Consider the following 23,065-nt stretch of genomic DNA (forward strand, 5'->3'; position numbering starts at 1 on the left):
GACGACCGTAGTGAACGCCACCCACACCACCCCGTCGGCCGACCCGCAGGCCGATCCCCCGGCCGCCCCGCGCGGGGTCCGCTACGACGACGCCGCGCTCGACGTCCTGAGCGGCCAGGGGGACCCGCTCGCCGACGCGGCCGTGGCCACGATGATCCGCCGCGGCGAGGTGGGCGACCTCAACACCCTGATGCGGTTCTTCACCACCGCCGGGGACAAGCTCCCCGAGCGGCTCCCGGCGGCCGCGGCCGAGTACTTCGAGGCGACGGCGATGCCCCCGGCCTGGGTGGACTGGGACGTCATGGAGCGGGCCCGGCTGTTCTTCATCGACAACGCGGCCCACATCAACACCGGCCTGTCCTTCTCGGCGATGCCCGTGAGCTACGCCCTCCCCCGGCTCGCCCGGCTGCTCTCCTCGACGCACTCGCTCGCGTACCCGTCGCGGCGGATGGCCAACACGGGGCAGTTCGTCACGTACCTGATGCGGACCGACGCGTTCGCGGAGGGCAGCAAGTTCATCCCGGCCGCCCAGAAGGTTCGCCTTCTGCACGCCGCGGTCCGCCACCACCTGCGCGAGGGCGGCCACTGGGACGTGGCGCGGGACGGGCTGCCGATCTGCCAGGAGGACATGATCGGCGGGTTCGGCCTGTTCTCGCTGCTGGTCCTGGACGCCATGCACCGGCTCGGCGTACACATGACCGAGGAGGGCGCGGAGGCGTACTTCTACGCCTGGCGGGTCGTGGCCGCGATGCTGGGCTGCGACATGTCGGCGGCGCCCGAGACCCTCACCGAGTGCCGCGCATACCTCGACCTCTACCTGCGGCGCGGTCTCGGCCCCTCCTCCGAGGGCGTCACGCTGAACGCCCAGCTGATGCGGCTGTACGAGGACGTGGTGCCCGGCACCCTCTTCGACCCGATGGTCCCGGCGACCATCCGCTACCTCGTCGGCGACACCATCTCCGGCTGGCTGGAGGTCCCGCGCAGTCCCTGGGACGCGGCGGCCCGGGCCGTTCCCGTCTTCCTCGGACTGCTGGAGACCATCGAGGACAGCAGCCCGTTCGGGGAATGGGCGCTCGACAAGGCGGGCTCGGTCCTGTCGGGCCTCGAGCTGTCCGCCCTGACCCGGGGCAGGGTGATGCACCACGCGATCCCGGCGGAGCTGAAGCCCGAGTACGGCCTGAAGCCGCCGCGGACCGGCCGCTGGGTACCGCCGGCGCCGGTGCACTGAGCGGGGCCCGCACAGTTCTTGACCTCTGAGTCAAGAATCGGATAGCGTACCGATCATGGGAAGGCCGAAGCAGTTCGATCCGGACGCCGCCGTCGAGCAGGCCATGCAGGTGTTCTGGCGCAAGGGGTACGCCGCCAGCACCCCGCAGGACCTGGTCGACGCGCTCGGCATCGGCAAGGGCAGCCTCTACAACGCCTTCGGCAGCAAGCACGCCCTGTTCGAGCTGGCGCTCCGGCGCTATCGCGACAGCCAGGCCCTCGCCCTGGTGGAGCTGCTCGAAGAGCCCGGCCCGGTCAAGGCCCGGCTGCGCAGGACGCTGGAGCTGCTCGCCGAGATGGACCTGGCCGACCCGGACCGTCGCGGCTGCCTGGCCGTGAACACCGCGGCCGAGCTCGCCGGAACCGACGAGGTGGCGACCGGGCTCGTACGGCGCATGTTCGATCGCACCGAGGGCGCCTTCCGCGCCCTGATCGAGGAGGGCCAGCGGTCCGGGGAGATCGCGCCCGGGCGCGACCCGGCCGCCCTGGGCAGCATGCTGCTGAACACGGTGGTGGGGCTGCGGCTCATGGCGCGCGTCGCCGAAGGGTCCGGCCGGCTCACCCGGGTGATCGACGCGACCGTCGACTCCCTCTGACCTGAACGGCCCCCTCCGACCCGACCCGACCCGACCCGACCCGACCTGACCTGAACCACGGAAACCCATCCCATGGGCTCCCGCCACCCACATTTTGTACTCACAGTTCAAAAATCGTTGGCGGCGCCTCGCCGTCCAGAGAATCCGGAGTGTCGTGAACCTCAACCTGACCGCCAAGACTGCCGTCGTCACCGGCGCGAGCCGCGGCATCGGCCTCGCCACCGTCCGGACCCTGATCGCCGAAGGCGTCCGCGTCGTGGGCGCCGCCCGCACCCTCACCCCCGAACTGAAGGAGACCGGCGCGCACGCGGTGCCGGCCGACCTGAGCACCGCCGAGGGCGTCACCACCCTCATCGACGGCGCCCTCGCCGAGCTCGGCGGCATCGATCTCCTGGTCAACAACGTCGGAGGCGGGGACGACGTCCGGCCCGTCGGCTTCCTCGACACCGACGACTCCCAGTGGACCCGGACCTTCGACATCAACCTGCTCAGCGCCGTCCGCACGACCCGGGCCGCCCTGCCCAGCCTGATCGAACGCCGCGGCGCGATCGTCAACGTCTCCTCCGTCAACTCCCGGCTCCCTTCCGCCGGCCCGGTGGCCTACAGCGCCGCCAAGGCGGCCCTGGCGGCGCTCGGCAAGTCCCTGGCCGAGGAGTTCGGCCCCCGGGGCGTGCGCGTCAACACCGTCTCCCCCGGAGTGGTCCGCACCTCCCTCTGGGAGGACCCCGACGGCTACGGCGGCAAGGTGGCGGCCGCGGCCGGTGTCGAGCACGCCGCCTTCCTCCGGCAGATCCCGCAGGCCTTCGGCATCACCACCGGGCGCGTCACGGAACCGGGGGAGGTCGCCGCCCTGATCGCCTTCCTCCTCTCCGACGTCGCCGGCAACATCACCGGCGCCGACCACGTCATCGACGGCGGCACGGTCAAGACACTCTGATCCGGGAAGCGCGCCGAGACGCTGCCGCGCGGATACCGAGGGGGATAATTCGTACCGTCCCCGGCGGATGGTGAGTGCGTATGGTCCCCGAGAAAGCAGAGCCGAGGCAGTCGCGTCGGCGTGTGCTCGGCGCCGTCAGCGGGGTGGTCGCCGCGTGTGCCGGGCTGGCGGTGGCGGAGCTGGCGGCCGTCGTCGTGCGGCCCGAGGCCGCGCCGCTCACGGCTGTCGGCGGGGCGGTGGTCGACCGTACGCCGGCCGCCCTCAAGGAGTGGGCGATCCGCCAGTTCGGGACCGCCGACAAGCTGGTGCTGACCCTCGGCATCGTCGCCGTCCTCGCCGTGGTGGCCGCACTGGCCGGGCTGATCGCCGTACGGCACCTGCCCGCCGGGATCGCCCTCGCCGGGTCCTTCGGGCTGATCGGGGCGGCGGCCGCGCTCAGTCGCCCCGAGGCCTCGTGGAACGACGCGCTGCCCTCGCTGGTCGGCGCTCTGGCCTCGGCCGGGGTGCTGTACCTGCTGGTCACGGCGGTGAACCGGCCCCGGCTGGCGGGCGCGCCGCCCGGCGGGACCTGGGCGATGGACCGGCGCGGCTTCGGGCGGATGGTGCTCGCGGTGCTCGCGGTCTCGGCGGGCGCCGGATACGCCGGGCGGCGCCTGGGCGCCTACGGCTCGGCGGGGGCCACCACCTCGCGGGCCGACCTCGTCCTGCCCCGGCCGGCCGTGCCGGCGCCGCCCGTACCGGCGGGGGCGGAGCTGCGGGTGCCCGGGATCTCGCCGTTCGTCACCCCGAACCGGGACTTCTACCGGGTGGACACCGCCCTGGTCGTCCCGCGCGTGGACGCGGACGGCTGGCGGCTGACCCTCCACGGCGAGGGCGTCACCCGCCCCCTCACCCTCGACCTGCGGGAGCTCCTCGCCCGCCCGCTCGTCGAGCACGACATCACCTTGACCTGCGTGTCCAACGAGGTCGGCGGCCCGTACGCGGGCAACGCCCGCTGGCTCGGGGTCCGCCTCGCCGACCTGCTCCGCGAGGCGGGCGTCCGGCCGCCGTCACAGGGTGGCCCGGCCGACCAGCTGGTGGCGCGCTCGGTGGACGGCATGACCCTCGGCACACCCGTCGAGACGGTCATGGACGGCCGGGAGGCGCTGCTGGCCGTCGGGATGAACGGCGAGCCGCTGCCCTTCGCCCACGGCTTCCCCGTACGGATGGTCGTACCGGGCCTGTACGGGTACGTCTCCGCCTGCAAGTGGCTGACCGAGCTGCGGCTGACCACCTTCGCGGCGTACGACGCGTACTGGGTCCGGCGTTCCTGGGCGGCGCGGGGGCCGGTCAAGACCCAGTCGCGGATCGACACCCCGCGCCCGTTGGCCGAACCGACCGAGGGCCGGGTCGCGGTGGCCGGGGTGGCATGGGCGCAGCACCGGGGCATCGCCGGGGTGGAGGTTCGGGTGGACGGCGGGCCGTGGCAGGAGGCCCGGCTGGCGGCCGCCGACGGGGTCGACACCTGGCGCCAGTGGGTGTGGCAGTGGGCGGCCACCCCGGGTACGCACACCCTGGAGGTCCGCGCCACGGACGGCGCCGGCGCCGTCCAGACGGGCGAGCGCGCCGGGACCGTCCCGGACGGGGCGACGGGCTGGCACTCCGTGGTGGTGCGGGTCCGCGCCCACACCGGGCTCACGGGCGCGGCGCGAGGATCAGGTCGGTCTTGAAGGCCTCCCGCTCCAGCAGCCAGCCCTCCGGGCGGAGCTTGCCGATCAGGTCGCAGCGGAGGTCCACGGCCTCGCGCAAGGTGGCCGCCTTCGCGGTGATCTCGGCGAACCAGGTCGGCTCGCCGGCCTCCGTGTACAGCGGGGTCACCTGCATCTCCAGCGGGCGGCCGAGCAGCCGACCGGAGTAGTTGGTCTGCCGAAGGGGCCCGTACACGAGGGAGTTGGCGGTCACGGACTCGGCCCAGCCGGCCGGTTTCGGCGGCCATTTGCGGAGCTTGCCGGGCATCCGGTCGCGGGCGAGGGCGCGGGAGGCGTCGGGGCCGGGCAGCTCCCCGGGGGCGAGGTGCGGGGCGGGTTCGCGCTTCTTGTTGCAGAAGTCGAGGGTGGCCCGGGCGTACCCCAGGTTGACCTGCGGCACGTAATTGGTGTCGCTCGCGTCGAAGTTGACCGCCCGGGCGATGTCGAGCGCGCGCCGTACGGCCTCCGGGTCGGCGCCGTCGCCCTCGATGGCGAAGCGGGTCTTGTAGGTCAGGCGGACGTGGTTCTCGTCGCCGTCGCGGCGCATCCGGATGATCCAGCGCTGGGCGGCGAGGCTCAGCCGGTCGTCGTCCACGTACTGGGCGCACTCGAAGCCGACGGCCCCTGCGAGACGCAGGACGGCGGCTGGCTCCGCCAGGGGTACGCCGTCCGCGTCCAGCACCTTCGCGGGATCCAGTAACAGCTTGACCTGGTAGGTGGGTTCGGCGCAGACCGCGCGCCGCGAGGGGACGGTGACGGCGGCCGCGGCGGAGCCCACCGCGGTGACCCGCAGGCCGCGAAAGCGGTGACCGGGGGCACTCTCGGCGAATCCGTTGATCACAGCACATACAACGCCATCGGGGCGCGGGAGGTACGCCCGGACGGCCCATGTCGGCAAGTCGTTCGAAGGCCACCTCATACCGTCCGACACGGCGCGCACCGGCCCTTCCGGGAGCGCCTGCGGGAGCGGGGCTCCCCGTACATTGGCAGCACGACCCAGGACACGTCAGGAGCCCGGACCGTGGAGCTGACCAGTACGTCGTTCCTCGTCACGCTCATCGTCGTCACCGCCCTCGCGATGCTCGCCCTGCTGCTGCTGTGGAACCGGATCCCGGGACCCGGGTGGGTGCGCTGGCCGGCGCGGGTGCTGATGATCGCGCTGTGCCAGCTCACCGCCATCTGTGCCGTCGCCACCTCGATCAACGGCAGCTACGGCTTGTACGCCTCCTGGGACGACCTGCTGGACACCGACACCGGGCGGAACGCCTCGGTGACCGGTCCGCCGCTGGGGCGGGCCCGGTTCACGCAGGGCGGCGACGGCACCCAGAGCACCTACTTCCGCGGCTCCCACTCGAAGCTCGCCGGGCAGGTGATCGTCTGGACTCCCCCGGAGTACGAGGCCCCGGGAGCGGAGAAGACCCGGTTCCCGGTGCTGATGCTGCTGCACGGGTACCCGGGCTCGCCCCGGACCTGGATCGACCTGGGCAACATGCCGGGGTCCCTGGAGCAGCTGGTGCGCACGGGCGGTGCCCACCCGTTCATCGTGGTGATCCCGGAGCTCTATCCCGGCGGGAAGAACACCGACTGCGCGAACGTCGGGCGGCACCGGGTGGCCGACTGGCTCGGCCAGGACGTGCCGGACCTGGTCGCCCGGAACTTCCGTACCCTGCGCCGGCCAGAGGGCTGGGGGCTGCTGGGCGTGTCCACCGGGGGGTTCTGCGCGGCCGAGCTGCCGCTCCGGTTCCCGAAGGTGTTCCGCGCGGGCGCGGCCCTGGACCCCGACCCGCTGGCCGGGGACCCGGCGGTGCTGTCCGACCCGGCGGTGCGGGAGCGCAACAGCCCGCTGTGGCTGCTGACGCACACGAAGAACGCCGACACCGGCCTGTTCCTGGCCACCTCCGCGCAGGACAAGGACAGCCCGCCGGCCCAGCTGGCCGTGTTCGCCAAGGCCGCCGAGGGTACCGGCGTGCGCGTCAGGACCCTCGTCCGGCCCCAGGGCGGCCACAACTTCCAGACCTGGAGCGGGATGTACCCGGAGGCGCTGGGCTGGCTGAGTACGGAGCTCCCCCCGCCGGGCTCCGGCCGCCCGGGCGGTCCGGCCGACGCGGTGGACCGGGAGTGAGCGGCCGTCCGTGGCGGGTCAGTTCCGGTCCAGGCGTACCGGAAGGGCCTGGACGCTGTTGCCGATGAAGCTGCGCTGGTGCGGGAGTTCGGGCTCGGGGACGGCGAGGTCGAGGTCGGGGAAGCGGGTGAACAGCCGCTCCAGGGCGATGGTGGCCTCCAGCCGGGCGAGCGGGGCCCCGACGCAGTAGTGCGCGCCGTGGCCGAAGGAGAGGTTGCGGGCGGCGGTGGGGCGGGTGAGGTCGAAGCGGTCGGCGTCGGGGCCGTGGAAGGCCGCGTCCCTGCCGGCGGCGGTGTACCCGGCGAGGACCGGGGTGCCCTGCCGGATCACGGTCCCGCCGACGGCCAGGTCGCGGGTGGGGTAGCGGAACGGGAACCAGCTGACGGGGCCGTCGAAGCGCAGGGTCTCGTCGACCACGTCCGACCAGCTGGCCTTGCCCTCCCGGACGAGCGCCAGCTGGTCGCGGTGGGTGCAGAGCGCGCGGACGGCGTTGCTGATGAGGTTGAGGGTGGTTTCGTGGCCCGCGACGAGCATCAGACGCATGGTGCCGATGAGTTCGGCCTCGGTGAGGCGGTCGCCGTCGCCCTCGCGGGCGGCGATCAGGGCGCTGGTGAGGTCATCGCCGGGGCTTTCGCGGCGGGCGGCCGCGATGGTGCCCATCAGCTCGACGAGTTCCCGTACGGCGGCCATCGCCTCGGCGGGGGTGGTGTCGGTGGCGATGATCACGGTGTTGGACAGGTGGTGCAGCCGGTCCCGGTGCTCCGGGTCGACCCCGAGGAGCTCGCAGATCACGCTCATCGGGAGCGGGAGGGCGAAGTGCGTGCGCAGGTCGGCGACCCCGTCGGGGGCTTGCGCCGCGGCCCGGGCCAGGCCGTCCAGCAGCCCGGCGGTCAGCTCCTCGACGCGCGGGCGCAGCCGCTCCACCTGGCGGACGGTGAAGGCGTTGCCGACGAGCGAGCGCAGCCGGCGGTGATCGGCGTCATCGGCGGTGTGCATGCCCTGGGCGTTGGCGAACACCCGCAGCGGCCAGTCGGGGGCGATGGTGCCGTCGTGCAGGGCCGGGAAGTGCCGGGCGTCCTTGGCCACGTCGGGGTGGCCGAGGAACTCCCTCAGCGCGTCGTGTCCGAGCACGACCGCACCGGGCACACCGCCGGGGAGCACGACCTCGGCCACGGCGCCCCGGGCGCGCAGCCGGGCGTTCAGCGCGTGCGGGCAGCCGCCCGCGGGGTCGATGACGTGTGCGGGGGCGGAGGTATCGGCGTTGGCGTGGGCATCGGCGTTCAAGCCAGGTCTCCTGACCGGGTGCGGACGAAATTCGGTCAACATTGCGGCCTGGACACCGAGTTGTACAAGCGATTACCCGCCGCGTCTCAGAACCAGCCGACGGCGAGGGGGAAGGCGGCGCTGACGGTGCTCCCGGTGGTGTCGGTGGCGGTGGCGACGATCTGGACGGTGCCGGTGGCCCAGGGTTTGCCGGTGATGCGGCCGGTGGCCGCGTCGACGGTCATGTTCCAGGGGAGGCCGGTGGCGGCGTAGCGGAGGGCGGGTTTGCCTCCGGTTGCGGTGAGCTGGATGGTGCAGGACTGGTTGAACTTGCAGGTCTGCGGGCCGGGGTTGGCGAGCTTCAGGTCACCGGGCGTCGGGGTCGGGGTGGGCGTGGGTGTGGGTGTGGGGGTCGGGGTGGGTGTCGGGGTGGGTGTGGGCGTCGGCGTCGTCCCGCAGCCCGGGGTGGCTTCCGGCGGCAGCGGGACGCGCCAGATCTGGGTGTCGTTCTCCGATCCGACGAGCAGGCTCGCGCAGTCGTAGTACGTCACCGTCTCGCCCTGGGACTGCGCCGGCAGGGCTACGTCCGCCAGCTTGGTGCCCGCCGCGTCGTACACGGAGGCGGTGTTCGCGCCCAGCGGGCCGCCGCTGCGCAGGGCGTAGGAGGCGCCCGACGGCGAGAACGCCCCGTCGGTGGCGAAGACCGGGCCCGGCCGCACGGCGGTGAGGGTGTTGACCTGCCCCGTCACCGGGGGCAGCGGGGCCTTGTAGAGCTGCCCGGCGGCGCCGATCAGCTTGCTGGCGACGTAGAGCTGCCCGGTGACGGGGTCGGCGAGCAGGGACTCGGCGTCGTGCCTGCCGTCCGCGTAGGAGAAGCGGTACGTCACGGGCGTCACCGTCGCGTTGGCCAGCTGGTCGGGCTCGGTGAAGGAGTGGACGGTGATCTCGGCGCGGCCGCTGAAGTTGTCCCCGATGTCGCCCACCAGGATCGCCGGGCGGCCGGACGCGTCCTTGCCGATCGCGAGCCCCTCCCAGTCGGTGTTGCCGACACCGGAGACGGTGTAGGTGGCGGCGAGCCGGCCGCTCGCCCCGTTGCAGTCGATGGCGAAGACCTGGTTGGTGTTCCCGCTGTCGTTGACGGCGTAGAAGACACCGGGGTGTGTGCGGCTCATGGCGAGGCCGCTGAGCTCGGCGAGGCCGCCGGGCAGCGTGCACTTCTTCTCCGGGGCCAGGGCGGTGGCCGCCGCCGGGACCGCGCCCGGACCGGCGGACGCGCTCGCGTCGGCCATCCAGACGGTGGCCGACAGGGCGGTGGCGAGGGCCGCGGTCGCCAGGGCGGCGGCTCTCGGGGGTGTGAGGAGTCGTGACATGACCACCATGTGACAGGCCATCAGTTGTCGGCGCCAGGCCCAACCACCGCCCCTTTGAGCATCGTTCAATGCCGGGCGGGCATGTCTGGAACGCCCCGTCACCGGGCCGGCTCCCGCACCGGCGCCTTGTGCCGGGCGCTGGCGATGAACGCCCGCGCGGCGCGGCTCAGCGGCCGCCGGGCGTGCGCGATCCCCACCGGGCGCAGCAGGGGCGGGTCGAAGGAGCGGACCTCCGCCCGGTGCCCGAAGGCCCGCAGCGCCACGTCCCGGTACCAGATGAGCGAGCCGCGCCCGTCGGTCACCCCCGTCACCCAGGCGAGCCGTTCGTCGACCTCCAGGGAGGGTACGGGCCGGACGCCGAGGCAGCTGAACATGGCCTCCATCTCGGTGCGGCGCCCGGCGCCCGGGGTCGGGAGCACCATGGGGAGCCCGTCGAGCAGCCGGAACGGCACCGGGTCGGGCAGCCGGGAGCCGATGGGCGAGATCAGGACGACCTCGCGCTCCTGGATGTGGTGCGTGGAGAGCTCCTTGTCGACGGGCAGGTCGACCAGGGCCAGCTCTACGCGTCCGTCGAGGAGTTCCTGCACCAGGTCCTCCCTGCTGTCGCGCTGCTGGAGCCGGACGTCCACCCCGGGGTGCCGGTCGGTGAAGCCGGGGATCAGGTCGGCGGCCAGATCGAGGGCCAGCGTCGGCGTGGTGACGAGCGTGAGCGGGACCCGGGCGCCCTTGCCGTGCGCCGTCCCGATGTCGTCGATCGCCTCCACCGCGTCGAGCACGGTCCGGGCCAGGCGCACCACCCGGGCCCCTTCGGGGGTCAGGTCGACTCCCCTGCCCCGGCGGGCCAGGAGCTCGACTCCGAGGTCCCGCTCCATGGCCTGGACGGCCCGGGACAGGGCGGACTGGGCCACGAAGACCGAGGCGGCCGCTCCGGTGATGGAACGGCAGTCCGCGACGGCGACGAGATAACGAAGCTGCGCGAGTGTGGGGGTCATGACCGGACGGTAACCGCGCCATGCTGTACCTGTAAGGGCCGTACGGTGAACAAATGTCCGACCCCCGGCCGCCGTTCATGCCGGGTCGGCCCCAAGGCATACCGGTGCGGCATGAGCCCGCGCCCGTGCGGTACGCCGGTCCGCGCTCCGGGGCCGGTCCGCCCGGGCGGTGTCGCCGCAGGCCAACCGGCCCGGCGGGGGTGCGCGCCGGATTGGCGAGGACGCACCCTACGCGAAATACCGTACTCCGCATGCCCGTTGACAGTGCAAGAAGGTCACCGCACGATGCATCCCGGCGCCAGGGAAGTTGACCACCGTTCAAGCCCGCCCTGCCGACGGCGGGTCGCCCGGCCGAACGCCGCATCGCCCGAGCCCCGCGCACCCCACGCAGTCCCTCGCACGGCCCCCGGTGGTCCGGGGGTGTGTCATCCCGCACTGCGACATGTCACACAGCACCGGAAAGAGGAGCGCCCGTGACCCCCCACCCCCCGCGATCCGCCCCCACCCGCGACCTGGTCGTCGCGGTCAGCCCGTTCGAGGAGCCGCATCCCCGGATCGTGACCGCCGCCGAGCGGGCGGGCGCCCTCGGGCTGCTCGACCTCGGCAGGGACCCCGCCGCCGCCCGGGCCGCCTTCGCGGAGCTCGCCCGGCGGCTCGGCGGCGGCCACCGCTACGGGGTGCGGATCCCGGCGGGCTGCCCGATCGGGCCGGCCGGGCTGCCGGCCGAGGTGGACACGGTGCTGCTGGCCGACCCCGGGGAGCACACCCCGCAGCGGGTCGCCGCCTGGGCGGCCGCCGCCGGACGACCCCGGGTCTGGGCCGAGGCCACCGGCCGGGAGCAGGCCCTGGCAGCGGTGGCGGCCGGGGCCGGGGCGGTCGTCGCCAAGGGCCACGAGGCCGGGGGCCGGGTGGGCGAGGCCACCACCTTCGTCCTCCTCCAGCAGCTCCTGGCCGGCCCCGGCGTCGGGGTGCCCGTGCTCGCCTGCGGCGGGATCGGGCTCCATACGGCGGCGGCGGCCGTCGCCGGCGGAGCCGCCGGGGTGCTGGTCGACGTACAACTGGCCCTGACCGCGGAGGGGGAGGCCGGCCTGCCGGCCGAAGTCGCGGCGGCGCTGCGGGCGATGGACGGCTCCGAGACCCGGCTGACCGACGGGCACCGGGTGTTCGCCCGACCCGACCTGACCCCGCCGGACGGCCCGGTCGCGGCCCTCCTCGGAGCCCGGGACCTGCGCGCCCAGCTGCTGCCCGTGGGGCAGGACGGGGCCTCGGCGGCCCGGCTCGCCGCGCGCCACCGCACCACGGGCGGGGTGCTCCAGGCCGTCCGGGCCGCCATCACCGGGCACCTGGAGGCGGCGGTCGCCGCCCGCCCCCTCACCCGGCCGCGCCCCGTGGCCCAGGGGCCGATGACCCGGGTGAGCGACCAGGCGGCCTTCGCCGAGGCCGTCGCCGCCGCGGGCGGGGTCCCGTACCTGGCCCTCGCGGTGATGGAGGGCCCGGACGTCCGAGCGCTGCTGGCCGAAACCGCCGAGCGGCTCGGGGACCGCCCCTGGGGCGTGGGCCTGCTCGGCTTCGCCCCGCCGGAACTGCGCCGGGAGCAGCTGGCGGCCGTGGCCGAGGTGCGTCCGCCGTACGCGATCATCGCGGGCGGCACCCCGGCGCAGGCGGCGCCGCTGGAGGCCGCCGGAACCCTGACCCACCTGCACGTGCCCTCGCCGGGGCTGCTGGAGCGCTACCTCGCCGAGGGGGCGCGGCGGTTCGTGTTCGAGGGGCTGGAGTGCGGGGGCCACGTCGGGCCGCGCGCCTCGTTCCCGCTGTGGGAGGAGCAGATCGAGCGGCTGCTGGCCTGTCCCGATCCGGGCGCGCTGGACGTGCTGTTCGCCGGCGGCATCCACGACGAGCGCTCGGCGGCGATGGCGGTCGCGGCGGCGGGCCCGCTGGCCGAGCGGGGCGCGCGGATCGGCGTACTGATGGGCACGGCCTACCTGTTCACCCAGGAGGCGGTGGCGGCCGGAGCGGTGCTGCCCGGGTTCCAGCGGGCGGCGGTGGACTGCGCGGACACCGTCCTGCTGCAGACCGCGCCGGGGCATGCCACCCGGTGCGCGGACACCCCGTACGCCAAGACCTTCGAGGCCACGAGGCGGCGGCTCGCGGAGAGCGGGACCGAGCCGCGCCAGATGTGGGAGGAGCTGGAGCGGCTCAACCTGGGGCGGCTGCGGATCGCCAGCAAGGGCCTGCGGCGCGGCCCTTCGGGATCGCTGGACGCCGTGGACGGCCAACAGCAATACGACGACGGCCTGTTCATGCTCGGGCAGGCCGCCACCCTGCGGACGCGGACCACGACGATCACCGCCCTGCACGCCCAGGTCACCGAGGGCGCCACGGAGCTGCTGGACCGGCGCGCCGCGGAACTCGCGAGCCCGGACGTCGCCGAGGACGGCGGCGACGCGGCGGCCGACCCGTTGGACATCGCCATCGTCGGCATGGCCTGCGCCTACCCGGGCGCCCCCGACCTCGCCGCGTACTGGGCCCGGATCCTGTCCGGGGCGGACGCCGTGACCGAGGTCCCGGCCGAGCGGTGGGACCCGGCGCTCTACTACGACGCCGACCCGGCCAGGGCCGGCGAGCGCACGCCGTCGCGCTGGGGCGGGTTCCTCGACCCGATGCCCTTCGACGCGCTCGCGCACGGCATCCCGCCCGCTTCCCTGGCCGGCATCGAGCCGGTACAGCTGCTGGCGCTGGAGACCTCGGCGCGGGCCCTGGCGGACGCGGGCTACGGCAAGGACCGGGAGTTCGACCGCTCCCGCACCTCCGTGGTCTTCGGCGCGGAGGCCGGCACCGAGCTGGCGGGCGCGTACGGGCTGCGCGCCCTGCACCCGGCCTATCTGGGCGAACTGCCCAAGGACCTGGACGAGCAGCTGCCCCGGCTCACGGAGGACTCCTTCCCCGGCGTCCTCGCCAACGTGATCGCGGGCCGGGTCGCGAACCGGCTGGACCTCGGGGGCGCGAACTGCACGGTCGACGCGGCCTGCGCCTCCTCGCTCGCGGCGCTGGACCTGGCCTGCCGCCAACTGCGCGACGGGGACAGCGACATGGTGCTGTGCGGGGGCGCAGACGTACACAACGGGATCAACGACTACCTGCTGTTCGCCTCGGTGCGCGCCCTGTCCCCCACCGGGCGCTGCCGGCCCTTCGACGCCGCCGCCGACGGGATCGCGCTCGGCGAGGGCGTGGGCGTGCTGGCCCTGAAGCGGCTGGCGGACGCGGAGCGGGACGGCGACCGGGTGTACGCCCTGATCAAGGCGGTCGGCGCGGCGAGCGACGGCCGGTCCCTCGGACTGACGGCGCCCCGGCCGGAGGGGCAGCGGCGGGCGCTGGAGCGGGCCTACGCGCGGGCGGGCGTCTCCCCCGGCGAGGTCGGCCTGGTCGAGGCGCACGGCACGGGCACGGTCGTCGGCGACAGCACCGAACTGGCCGTGCTGAGCGAGCTGTTCACCGCCTCCGGCGCGGCCGTCGGCTCCTGCGCGCTGGGCTCGGTGAAATCCCAGCTCGGGCACACCAAGTGCGCGGCCGGGCTGGCCGGCCTGATCAAGGCGGCCCGGGCGGTGCACGCGGGGGTGCGGCCGCCGACCCTGCACATCGACACCCCGAACCCGGCCTGGCGGGCGGACACCAGCCCCTTCGTCTTCGACGCCGTGGCCCGGCCGTGGGCGGTACCGGTCGAGCGCCGGTTCGCGGGCGTGAGCGCCTTCGGGTTCGGTGGCACCAACTACCACGCGGTGCTGGCCGGTTACGCGGGCGCGGCCGAGCCCGGACACGGGTGGGAGGAGTGGCCGGCCGAGCTGTTCTGCTTCCGGGGCGAGGACCGGCGGGCGGCTGGCCGGGCGATGGCGCGGCTGGCGGCGCGGCTGGAGCAGAACGACACGGCCGGGCGGCCGTGGGCGCTGCGGGACCTGGCGGCGGAGGTCGCGTCCGGCGGCGGTTCCGGCACGGCGCCGGTACGGGTGGCGGTCGTCGCCGCCGACCTGGACGAGCTGGCGGCCCGGCTGGAGCGGGCCCGGGCGTTCGCGGCGGGCGAGGGGGTCCACGTACGGGAGGAGTCCGCGGATCCCGGCCGGGTGGCGTTCCTGTTCCCGGGGCAGGGCAGCCAACGGGTGGGGATGCTGGGTGAGTTGTTCACGGCTTTCCCCGCTCTGCGGGAGCTGCTGGACGGCGCGCCGGGGCCGGTCGTCTCGGCGATGTTCCCGCCGGGGGCGTTCTCGGCCGGGGCGCGGGCCGCGCAACGGGCGGCCGTCACCGACACCCGGGTGGCGCAGCCGGCGCTGGGGCTGGCGGGGGCGGCGGCGCACCTGCTGCTGGGGCGGCTCGGGGTACGGCCGGACTGCGTGGCGGGGCATTCGTACGGGGAGCTGACGGCGCTGTGGTCGGCCGGGGTGTACGACACCGCGAGCCTGTTGCGGCTGAGCGCGCGCCGGGCCGAGGCGATCCTGGCTGCGGCCGGAGACGATCCTGGGGCGATGGCGGCGGTGTCGGCCGCGCCGGAGGAGGTCCGGGAGATCGCGGAGCGGGCCGGGTGCGTGGTGGCGAACCACAACGCACCCCGGCAGTGCGTGGTCTCGGGGCCGACGGAGGCGGTGTCCTCGGCGGTCGCCGGACTGCGGGCGGCGGGGCTGTCGGCCGAACTCCTGCCGGTGGCGTGCGCGTTCCACAGCCCGGTGGTGGCGGGGGCGGCGTCCGCGCTCGCCGAGGAGCTGGCCGGGACGACGGTGGCCGACGCTGCCGTCCCGGTCTGGTCGAACACCACGGCCGAGCCGTATCCGGCCGGTGCCGATGCCGTACGAGAAACCCTGTCCGGGCAGCTCGCGAAGCCGGTCCGGTTCGTGGACCAGGTGGAGGCCATGTACGCGGCCGGCGTCCGCACGTTCGTGGAAGCGGGGCCCGGGCGGGTGCTGTCAGGGCTCGTGTCCCGCATCCTGGGCGAACGGCCGCACTCGGTGATCCCGCTGGACGTACCGGGCGAGCACGGCCTGGTCCGGCTGGTCACGGCGCTGGCGGAACTGGCGGCGGCCGGTGTCCCGGTCTCCCCGGAACCCCTGTTCCGCGGCCGCGCGACCCCGCTTCCGGACCGCGCCCCGCGCCGGCCGGGCTGGCTGGTGGACGGCCACCTGATCCGCGACGCCTCGGGCACCCCCATCCGGGGCGGCCTCCAACCGGCCCGCCGGGTGACTCCGGCGGTGGCTGCGGGGCTGCCGCAGGGGGCCTCCCCCTGGACACCCGCGACGGCGGCGCAGCGCGCCGGTGGGCCGACGCCGGACATCTCCCCTTGGGCCACCCCGGCCCCGGCGGCGGGAGCCGGCCGTGAGGGGGCGGGGCCTTCGGAGGGTTCCTCCCGGGTGGCTCCGGCCTCGGCGGGCGCCGGCGGGGCCGAGGGCGGCGGGTTGCCGCGCGGGGGCGCGCCGTACGTCGCCGACCGGCGTGAGGAGGCGGTGCTGGAGTACCTGCGGGGCTCGCGGGCGCTGGTCGAGGCGCAACGGGACGTACTGCTGAGCTACTTGGGCACGGTCCCGGCTCCGGCGCCGCCGCCCCGGCCCGAGGCCGCTGCCGCCGTGCCCGCCGTCTTCGCCGAACCGGAGCACCGCGCGGCCACGGCGTGGGCCAACGGCTGGAGCCCGGCGGGCTCGGACCCCGCAGCGGAGGATCCGGGTGCCGGACCCGGAGCGTGGCCGGAGGCCGCGGTCACCGCAATGCCCGGCGGCCACGGGGCCCCGGACCGCACGGAGTCGGCGGACCGGGCCACCGGCTCCTCACCGAACGGGGCGGGACCGACACAGCGGGGCGACGACAGCGTGTCGGGCGGTGCGGCCGTACCCGGCGCCTCTGCCGCGGCCGCCGTGTCCGCCTCGTCCGCCGAGGAGGTGATGGACGTGGTCGTGGAGATCGTCCAGACCCGGACCGGGTACCCGCCGGACATGCTCGACCCCGAGCTGGACCTGGAGGCGGACCTGTCCATCGACTCCATCAAGCGGGTCGAGATCATCGGCGCGCTGGCCGACCGGATCGGCCTCCCCCAGGACCCCGGCGGCTCGGCCGAGTCGGCCGTCGAGGAGCTTTCCCGGATCAAGACCCTGCGCGGCATCGTCGAATGGGTCACCACCCATGCCGCCGCCGAGACCGAAGGCCCTGCGGGCACGCCCGCCGAGGGGCCCGGTGCCGGTGAACCGGCGGACCCGGTCGTCGAACCCGCCCGGGTCCGGCGGTGGCGGGTGGACACCGTCCCGCTCGGCCCGGCCACCGGGGATCCCGGCCGCCTGCGCGGTCTGCGGATCGGGGTCGTCGAGGACGGCCAAGGCATCGCCCTCGCCCTCAGCCTGGCCTTGCGGGAACTCGGAGCCGAACCGATCCCGGTCACGGGACCGGACGCCGACACCGACACCGGCACCGACGCGGCCGCCGGGGCCGAAGCCCAAGCAGGGGCCGGGGTTCGGGTCGGATCCTGGGCCCAGGTGGTCGGGGTCGACGGCGACGGCAACGCAGGCGCCGATGCCGGCGCCGGGCTCGACGGGATCGTTGATCTCTCCGCGCTTCGGGGCGGCCACGGCAGCGGGCTGCCCGGCGCGTTCGCAGGGCTCAAGCGCGCCCTCATCGGCGGCGTGCCGCGGCTGCTCCTCGGGTCAACACCCGGGACCGGACTGCACGGCTTCGCTCGCAGCGCCGCCCTGGAGTTCCCCGGCGCCCTCGTCCGTGCCGTGGACATCGATCCGAAGGAGGATCCCCGCCAGACCGCGCTCCGGCTGATCGCCGAGCTGAGTTCCGACGCCGAGGAGGGGCCGGCCTCCGTCGGGTACACCTCCGAGGGGGTACGGGTCACCCGCCGCCCCGTGCCCGCGGCGCTCCCCACCGCCCCCGGCGGGACCCCGCCCCTCGGCCCCGACTCCGTCGTGCTGCTCACCGGCGGCGCCCGCGGCATCACCGCCCGGACCGCCCTCGCGCTCGCCCGGGCCACCGGATGCCACGTCGAGCTGATCGGCCGTACGCCCCTGCCCGACGCCGGGGAGGACGAGTTCGCCCAGGCCCAGGACCTGGTCGCACTGCGCGCCGCGCTCATCGCGCACGGCCTGCGCACCCCGGCCGAGATCGAGGCCGCCGCCTCCCGCGTGCTCGCCGGGCGCGAGGTACGGGCCACCCTCGCCGCCCTGGCCCGTACGGCCGCCTCCGTCCACTACCACCGCGCCGACGTCACGGACGAGACGGCCGTACGGGCCGTCGTGGCCGACGTACGGGCCCGGCACGGCCGGCTCGACGGCATCGTGCACGGCGCCGGGACCCTGCGCGACGGGCTGCTGCGCGACAAGGAACCGGCCGCGTTCGCCGAGGTGTTCACCACCAAGGTGGCCGGCGCCCGCCACCTCGCGGCCGCGGCCGCCGAGCACGGCGCCGCCCCCGCCCCCGCGTTCCTGGCCCTGTTCGCCAGCGTCGCCGGCGTCTACGGCAACCGGGGCCAGACCGACTACGCCGCCGCCAACGACGCCCTCGACGGCCTCGCCCTCACCTGGGCGGAGTCCTTCCCCGGCCAGGTGCTCTCCCTGGACTGGGGCCCCTGGGCCGCCGAGGCGGGCGGCATGGTCACCCCCGAGCTGGAGCGCGCGTACGCCCGGCGCGGTGTCCCGCTGATCGGACCCGAGGCGGGTACGGCCGCGTTCCTCGCGGAACTCGCGCACGGCACCGACGTACAGGTGGTCCTGATGGCGCAGGAAGGCGACGGCGATGAGTGAGCGAGGCCGGAGCCGGCGCGGCCCGCGGCCGGGTGACGCCGCGATCGTCGGGATGGGCGCGGTGTTCCCCGGCGCCGCCGACCTGGCGGCGTACCGCCGCAATCTGCTCGCCGGGACGGACTCCATCGGCGACGTCCCGCCCGGGCGCTGGGATCCGGAGGTGTACTACGACCCGGCCGGCGCCACCGGCCCGGCGCGCGGCGACCGGTTCTACTGCCGGCGCGGCGGCTTCGTCGACGGCCTGGCCGTCTTCGACCCGACCCGGTTCGGGATCATGCCGGCCACTGTGGAGGGTGCCGAGCCGGACCAGATGCTGGCGCTGCACGCGACGGCCGAGGCGATCGCCGACGCGGGCGGCGAGGACCGGCTGCCGGCCGACCGCTCCCGGATCGGGGTGGTGCTGGGGCGCGGCGGGTTCATGGGCGTGGCGACCGCCCGGCTCGACCAACGGGTGCGTACGGCACACCAGTTGGAGCAGACGCTGCGCGAGGTGGCGCCGGAGCTCGGTGAGCGGCGGATCGCGCAGGTGCGTACCGCGTTCCAGGAGGCGCTGGGTCCGGAACGGCCGGACGCCTCGATCGGGCTGGTGCCGAGTTTCACCGCCGCGCGGACGGCGAACCGGCTGGACTTCCGCGGCCCCGCGTACACGCTGGACGCGGCCTGCGCCTCCTCGCTGCTGGCCGTGGACCAGGCGGTGGGGCTGCTGGCGGGCGGGCGGTGCGACGCGGTGGTCGCGGGGGCGGTGCACCACTGCCACATCGCCACGCTGTGGAGCGTGTTCACGCAGCTGCGGGCGCTGAGCCCGAGCGAGCGGATCCGGCCGTTCGACCGGCGGGCCGACGGCACCCTGCTCTCCGAGGGCACCGGGGTGGTGCTGCTGAAGCGGCTGGCGGACGCGGAGCGGGACGGTGACCGGATCTACGCCGTGATCCGGGGCACCGGTGTGGCCGGGGACGGCCGGGCGGCGAGCCTGATGAGCCCGCTCGTCGCCGGTCAGGTGCGGGCGCTGGAGCGGGCCTGGCGGGAGGCCGGGCTGGATCCGCGCGCGCCCGGGGCGCTGGGGCTGCTGGAGGCGCACGGCACGGGCACCCCGGTCGGGGACGCGGCCGAACTCGACACGCTGGCCCAGGTGTTCGGGCCGCCGGATGCCGCGGGGCGGCCCGGGATCGGCTTCGGCTCGGTCAAGTCGATGCTCGGGCACACCATGCAGGCCTCCGGCATGGCCGGGCTGATCAAGGCCGCGCTCGCGGTGTACGAGGGGGTGCTGCCGCCGACGCTGCACCTGGAGGAACCGCACGCGGACCTGGCCCGCACCCGGATGCGTCCGGTGACGGCGGCGGAGCCGTGGGAGCGGGGATCCGAGCCGCGCCGGGCGGGAGTCAACGCGTTCGGCTTCGGCGGGATCAACGCGCACGCGGTGCTGGAGGAGGCCCCGGGCGCCGCCGCGCCCGCCTTCCCGGCCCCTCCCGTACGCCGGTTCCTGCCGCTGGGATCCTCCGCCGAGCCGGTGGTGGGGCCGGGCGGAGGGGACGACGTACTGCTGCTCGGGGCGGACGGCCCGGCGGAGCTGGCGGCCCTGCTGGCGGGGCGCTCCGCGTCGGTGGGCGACGGGCCGTGCCGGCTGGCGGTGGTCGGGCCGACACCGCAGCGGCTCGCGCTCGCCGCGAAGGTGCTGGCGCGGGGGCGGGCCTGGCGCGGGCGCGGGGACGTGTGGTTCGCGCCCGAGCCGCTGGGCGGGCGGACGGCGTTCCTGTTCCCCGGCCTGGAGCCGGAGTTCTCGCCGGCGCTGGACGACGTCGCGGACCTGCTGGGACTGGAGCGGCCCCGACTCACCCGGGGTACGGAGCTCATGGAGCGGGCGCTCGACGCGATCGCGACGGGCCGGTTCTTCGCGCGGGCCCTGCCGGCGCTGGGCATCGAGGCCGATGTGCTGGCGGGGCACAGCCTGGGCGAGTGGGCTGCGATGGTGGCCGGCGGGATGTATCCGCGGGACGCTGCGGACGCCTTCCTGGACTCGCTGCGGCCGGGGTCGCTGAAGGTTCCGGACCTCGTGTACGCGGCGCTGGGCTGCGGGGCGGCTCGCGCCGAGGCCGCGCTGCACGGGGTGGAGGGAGTGGTGGTCAGCCACGACAACTGCCCGCACCAGTCGGTGGTGTGCGGGGCCCCTGCCGGGGTTTCGGCGGTGCTGGAGCGGCTGCGGGCCGAGGGAGTGCTGGGGCAGGTACTGCCGTTCCGGTCGGGGTTCCACACCCCGATGTGGGAGCCGTACCTCGGGCAGGTCCGAAGCGCCTTCGCCCGGCTCCCGTTGGCTTCGAGCACGCGTGCGGTGTGGTCGGCGACGACGTGCGCGGAGTTCCCCGCCGAGCCCGGGGAGGTACGGGAGCTGGTGGAGCGGCACCTGCTGGAGCCGGTGCGGTTCCGGGAGCTGACGCTGCGGCTGTACGAGGACGCGGGCGTGCGGAGTTTCGTGACGCTGGGTCCGGGGAGCCTGCCGGGGTTCGTGGAGGACACCTTGCGGGACCGCCCGCACCTGGCGGTGTCCACGTCCTCGCCCCGCCTGCCGGGGCTCTCCGCGCTCCGCCGCGCCTGCGCCGCCCTCTGGGCCGAAGGCCACACCCCGACCTGGCCCCACCCCACGCCACCGCCCCCCGCCGGCCCACCGCCCACGGCCGGACCGGCGCCCGCCGCGACACGGGCCATGCCCCTGGACCTGGGCTCCCCCCTGATCCGCCTGGGCGCCGCGGCCCTCACGCCCCTGTCCCGTCCCAAGCCGACTCCGGTGCCGGACCCGGGCCGGAACCCGGACCCGGACCGCCCGGTCCTCCTGTCCGCCCTGGACGCCGTCCTCTCCGACACCCGCACGGCCGCGCGATCGGTCACCGACGCCTGGTCGGCCACCCGCGCACCGGGACCCGGGCCGGCGCCCGTTCCATCCACCGCACCGCTGCCGGGGGCTCCGCCCCCGGACCCCCGCGCCTCAAACGCCGGCGAGGCTGACTCTCCCGGGACCGACGCGTCGGCGCCCGGCGTCGCGGGATCGCCCGGGGCTCCGGGGGCCGCGCGCCGGGACGGCCCGGTGGGCAGGGGGGTTGACGGTGCGGGAAGGGCCACGGGGATGAACCACCTGCTGCGGCTCTCGCTGCGCACGCTGCCCTCCGTACGCGATCACCGGGTGTACGCGCAGCCCGACGGCTGGCCCGAGGAGTCCGACTGGTTCCCCGTCGTGCCGATGACGACCATGCTCGAACTCGCGGCCGACGCCGCCCGACGCCACCTCGGCGCCCCGCCCGGCGGCGGCGCCACCGGGTACGACGACGTCCGGGCGCTGCGCTGGCTCGCCGTCGAGCCCGCCGTCGACGTCCCCGTCACCACGCGCGTCGACGGGCCCGGGCGGGTCCGGGTCACGCTCGGGGAGTACGCCTCCGTGGTCGTGCTGTTCGGCGAGCGGTACGGGCAGGCGCCGCCCCGCGACCGCACTCCCCTGCGTGATCCCGGCCCGGCCCCCGTCAGCGCCGCCGGGCTCTACCGCGACCGGTGGATGTTCCACGGCCCCCGCTTCGCCGGGGTGCACGAGGTACGGGCCGTCGCCGCCGACGGGATCGTCGGCGTCATCCGTGCGCTCCCCGACCCCGGCGCGCTCCTCGATGCCGCCGGGCAGCTCTTCGGGCACTGGATGCAGCTCCGGCTCCCCGTAGACCGGCTGGTGTTCCCGGCCACCGTCGACCGGATCCGGTTCTACGGGCCCCCACCCGCCCCCCAAGCCCTGGTCACCGTCACCGCCCGCGTCCGGGAGGTACGCGACGTCACCGTGCGCGGCGATCTGGAGCTGTGTGCCGCCGACGACGCCACCGGCAGGGTCTGGGCCCGGATCGACGGCTGGACGTACCGCCGGTTCGGCGCCGACGAGCGGGTCTGGCCGATGAAGTTCACGCCCGAGGTGTGCGGCATCGGCGAACCCCAGCCAGCCGGCTGGTGCCTGGCCCGGCGCCGCTGGACGGACCCGGCCTCGCAGGAGCTGGTGATGCGCCGCTACCTGGGTGCGCGAGAGCGTACGGCCTACGAGCGGCTCGCGCCCCGCGCCCGCGCACCCTGGCTGCTCGGCCGGATCGCCGCCAAGGACGCGCTGCGGCAACTCCTGTGGGACGGCGGCGCCGGGCCGGTGTTCCCGGCGGAGGTCCCGGTCGGCAACGACCCGACGGGCCGGCCGATCGCCCAGGGCGCGCTCGCCGGCGGCGTCCGGCTGTCGATCGCCCACAAGGACCGGCTCGCGGTCGCGCTCGCCCACCCCACCCGACCCGTCGGCATCGACGTGGAGGCGGTAACCACCGATCCCGACGCCCTGGTCCGGATCGCTCTCGGACCGCAGGAGCTGCGCCTGGCCGAGGAGTTGACCGCCCGCGACGGCGCCGGGCTGCCCGCCGCGCTCACCGCCCTGTGGTGCGCCAAGGAGGCCGCCGCGAAGGCGCACGGCACGGGCCTCGGCGGCCGTCCCCGCGACTGGCGCGTGTCCGACGACCCCGGCTCGGGCGGGCTGCGGGTCACGGCCCCGCAGCAGCACGGCGGGAACGCGTACCCGATCCGCACGACTCTCCTGCCCGAGGACCACGTCGTCGCCTGGACCGCTCACCCCGCGACGGCCTCCCCCGTCCCCTTCCCCCTCATGGAGACCAGCCATGACCACCGCTGACAGCATCCTCGCCGAGATCACCGGCATGCTCGTGGAGATCGTCGGAGACGAGTTCCTCCTCTCGGACGAGGTCACGATGCAGACGACCTTCAACGAGGATCTCGCCCTGGAGAGCATCGAGTTCGTCGCACTCGCCGAGTCGCTGCACGAGCGCTACGGCGCCGGTGTGGACCTCATGGGCTTCCTCGCCGAGAAGGACATGGACGCCATCCTCGCCATGTCGGTCGGCGAGCTCGTCACGCACATCGGCCGGGTCGCGCACGCCGGGGCGGCCGCGGCCACGTCCACGTCCACGTCCACGTCCACGTCCACCGCCTCGAACACGGCCGGCTGATC

The 23,065-nt window shown here is 75.3% G+C and carries 12 protein-coding genes; 8 read left to right on the forward strand and 4 right to left on the reverse strand.

The window, feature by feature from the left end; all coding sequences use genetic code 11:
• Positions 1–106: 106 nt before the first annotated feature.
• The 4 genes from OG982_RS02555 (at position 107) to OG982_RS02570 (ending at position 4,508) form a co-directional block, all read left to right on the forward strand.
• The gene (locus OG982_RS02555) at positions 107–1,228 is read left to right on the forward strand and encodes an oxygenase MpaB family protein (RefSeq protein WP_266949851.1); all 1,122 of its coding nucleotides are present in this window, start codon (positions 107–109) and stop codon (positions 1,226–1,228) included.
• 55 nt (positions 1,229–1,283) lie between these two features.
• Positions 1,284–1,862 (forward strand): TetR/AcrR family transcriptional regulator, encoded by a 579-nt coding sequence (locus OG982_RS02560; RefSeq protein WP_266947824.1) that lies wholly within the window; start codon positions 1,284–1,286, stop codon positions 1,860–1,862.
• A gap of 154 nt (positions 1,863–2,016) precedes the next feature.
• A complete protein-coding gene (locus OG982_RS02565; RefSeq protein ID WP_266790119.1) occupies positions 2,017–2,799 on the forward strand; it encodes an oxidoreductase in 783 nt (260 codons plus the stop codon).
• An 80-nt stretch (positions 2,800–2,879) separates the two neighbouring features.
• The gene (locus OG982_RS02570; protein WP_266947826.1) at positions 2,880–4,508 is read left to right on the forward strand and encodes a molybdopterin-dependent oxidoreductase; all 1,629 of its coding nucleotides are present in this window, start codon (positions 2,880–2,882) and stop codon (positions 4,506–4,508) included.
• Here the strand turns inward: OG982_RS02570 and OG982_RS02575 are convergent.
• Positions 4,474–5,367 carry a hypothetical protein gene (locus OG982_RS02575; protein ID WP_266947827.1) on the reverse strand — a complete coding sequence of 298 codons (894 nt, stop codon included), beginning with the start codon at positions 5,365–5,367 and terminating at the stop codon, positions 4,474–4,476. The genes OG982_RS02570 and OG982_RS02575 overlap by 35 nt on opposite strands.
• A gap of 180 nt (positions 5,368–5,547) precedes the next feature.
• On the opposite strand from OG982_RS02575, the gene OG982_RS02580 reads away from it, so the two are divergent.
• Positions 5,548–6,648 carry an esterase family protein gene (locus OG982_RS02580; RefSeq protein WP_266947828.1) on the forward strand — a complete coding sequence of 367 codons (1,101 nt, stop codon included), beginning with the start codon at positions 5,548–5,550 and terminating at the stop codon, positions 6,646–6,648.
• Between the two features lie 18 nt (positions 6,649–6,666).
• Here the strand turns inward: OG982_RS02580 and OG982_RS02585 are convergent, their stop codons facing one another.
• The 3 genes from OG982_RS02585 to OG982_RS02595 all read right to left on the reverse strand — a co-directional run bounded on the left by OG982_RS02585 (position 6,667) and on the right by OG982_RS02595 (position 10,273).
• Positions 6,667–7,932 (reverse strand): cytochrome P450, encoded by a 1,266-nt coding sequence (locus OG982_RS02585; RefSeq protein WP_266947830.1) that lies wholly within the window; start codon positions 7,930–7,932, stop codon positions 6,667–6,669.
• An 86-nt stretch (positions 7,933–8,018) separates the two neighbouring features.
• Positions 8,019–9,281: an Ig domain-containing protein gene (locus OG982_RS02590; protein ID WP_266947832.1), complete on the reverse strand. Its 1,263-nt coding sequence runs from the start codon at positions 9,279–9,281 to the stop codon at positions 8,019–8,021.
• 98 nt (positions 9,282–9,379) lie between these two features.
• Complete coding sequence (locus OG982_RS02595; RefSeq protein ID WP_266790108.1) at positions 9,380–10,273, reverse strand: LysR family transcriptional regulator; 894 nt, start codon at positions 10,271–10,273, stop codon at positions 9,380–9,382.
• 473 nt (positions 10,274–10,746) lie between these two features.
• On the opposite strand from OG982_RS02595, the gene OG982_RS02600 reads away from it, so the two are divergent.
• From OG982_RS02600 to OG982_RS02610, 3 genes are read left to right on the forward strand one after another with little or no spacing between them, the layout of a single operon-like run.
• The gene (locus OG982_RS02600; protein ID WP_266947834.1) at positions 10,747–18,042 is read left to right on the forward strand and encodes a type I polyketide synthase; all 7,296 of its coding nucleotides are present in this window, start codon (positions 10,747–10,749) and stop codon (positions 18,040–18,042) included.
• Positions 18,035–22,729: a type I polyketide synthase gene (locus OG982_RS02605; RefSeq protein WP_266947835.1), complete on the forward strand. Its 4,695-nt coding sequence runs from the start codon at positions 18,035–18,037 to the stop codon at positions 22,727–22,729. Before OG982_RS02600 ends, OG982_RS02605 begins: the two co-directional genes overlap by 8 nt.
• Positions 22,716–23,063 (forward strand): acyl carrier protein, encoded by a 348-nt coding sequence (locus OG982_RS02610; protein ID WP_266947837.1) that lies wholly within the window; start codon positions 22,716–22,718, stop codon positions 23,061–23,063. The genes OG982_RS02605 and OG982_RS02610 overlap by 14 nt, the downstream gene beginning before the upstream one ends.
• The last annotated feature ends 2 nt before the right edge of the window (positions 23,064–23,065 follow it).

The sequence above is a fragment of the Streptomyces sp. NBC_01551 genome (genome assembly GCF_026339935.1).
Lineage (GTDB): Bacteria > Actinomycetota > Actinomycetes > Streptomycetales > Streptomycetaceae > Streptomyces.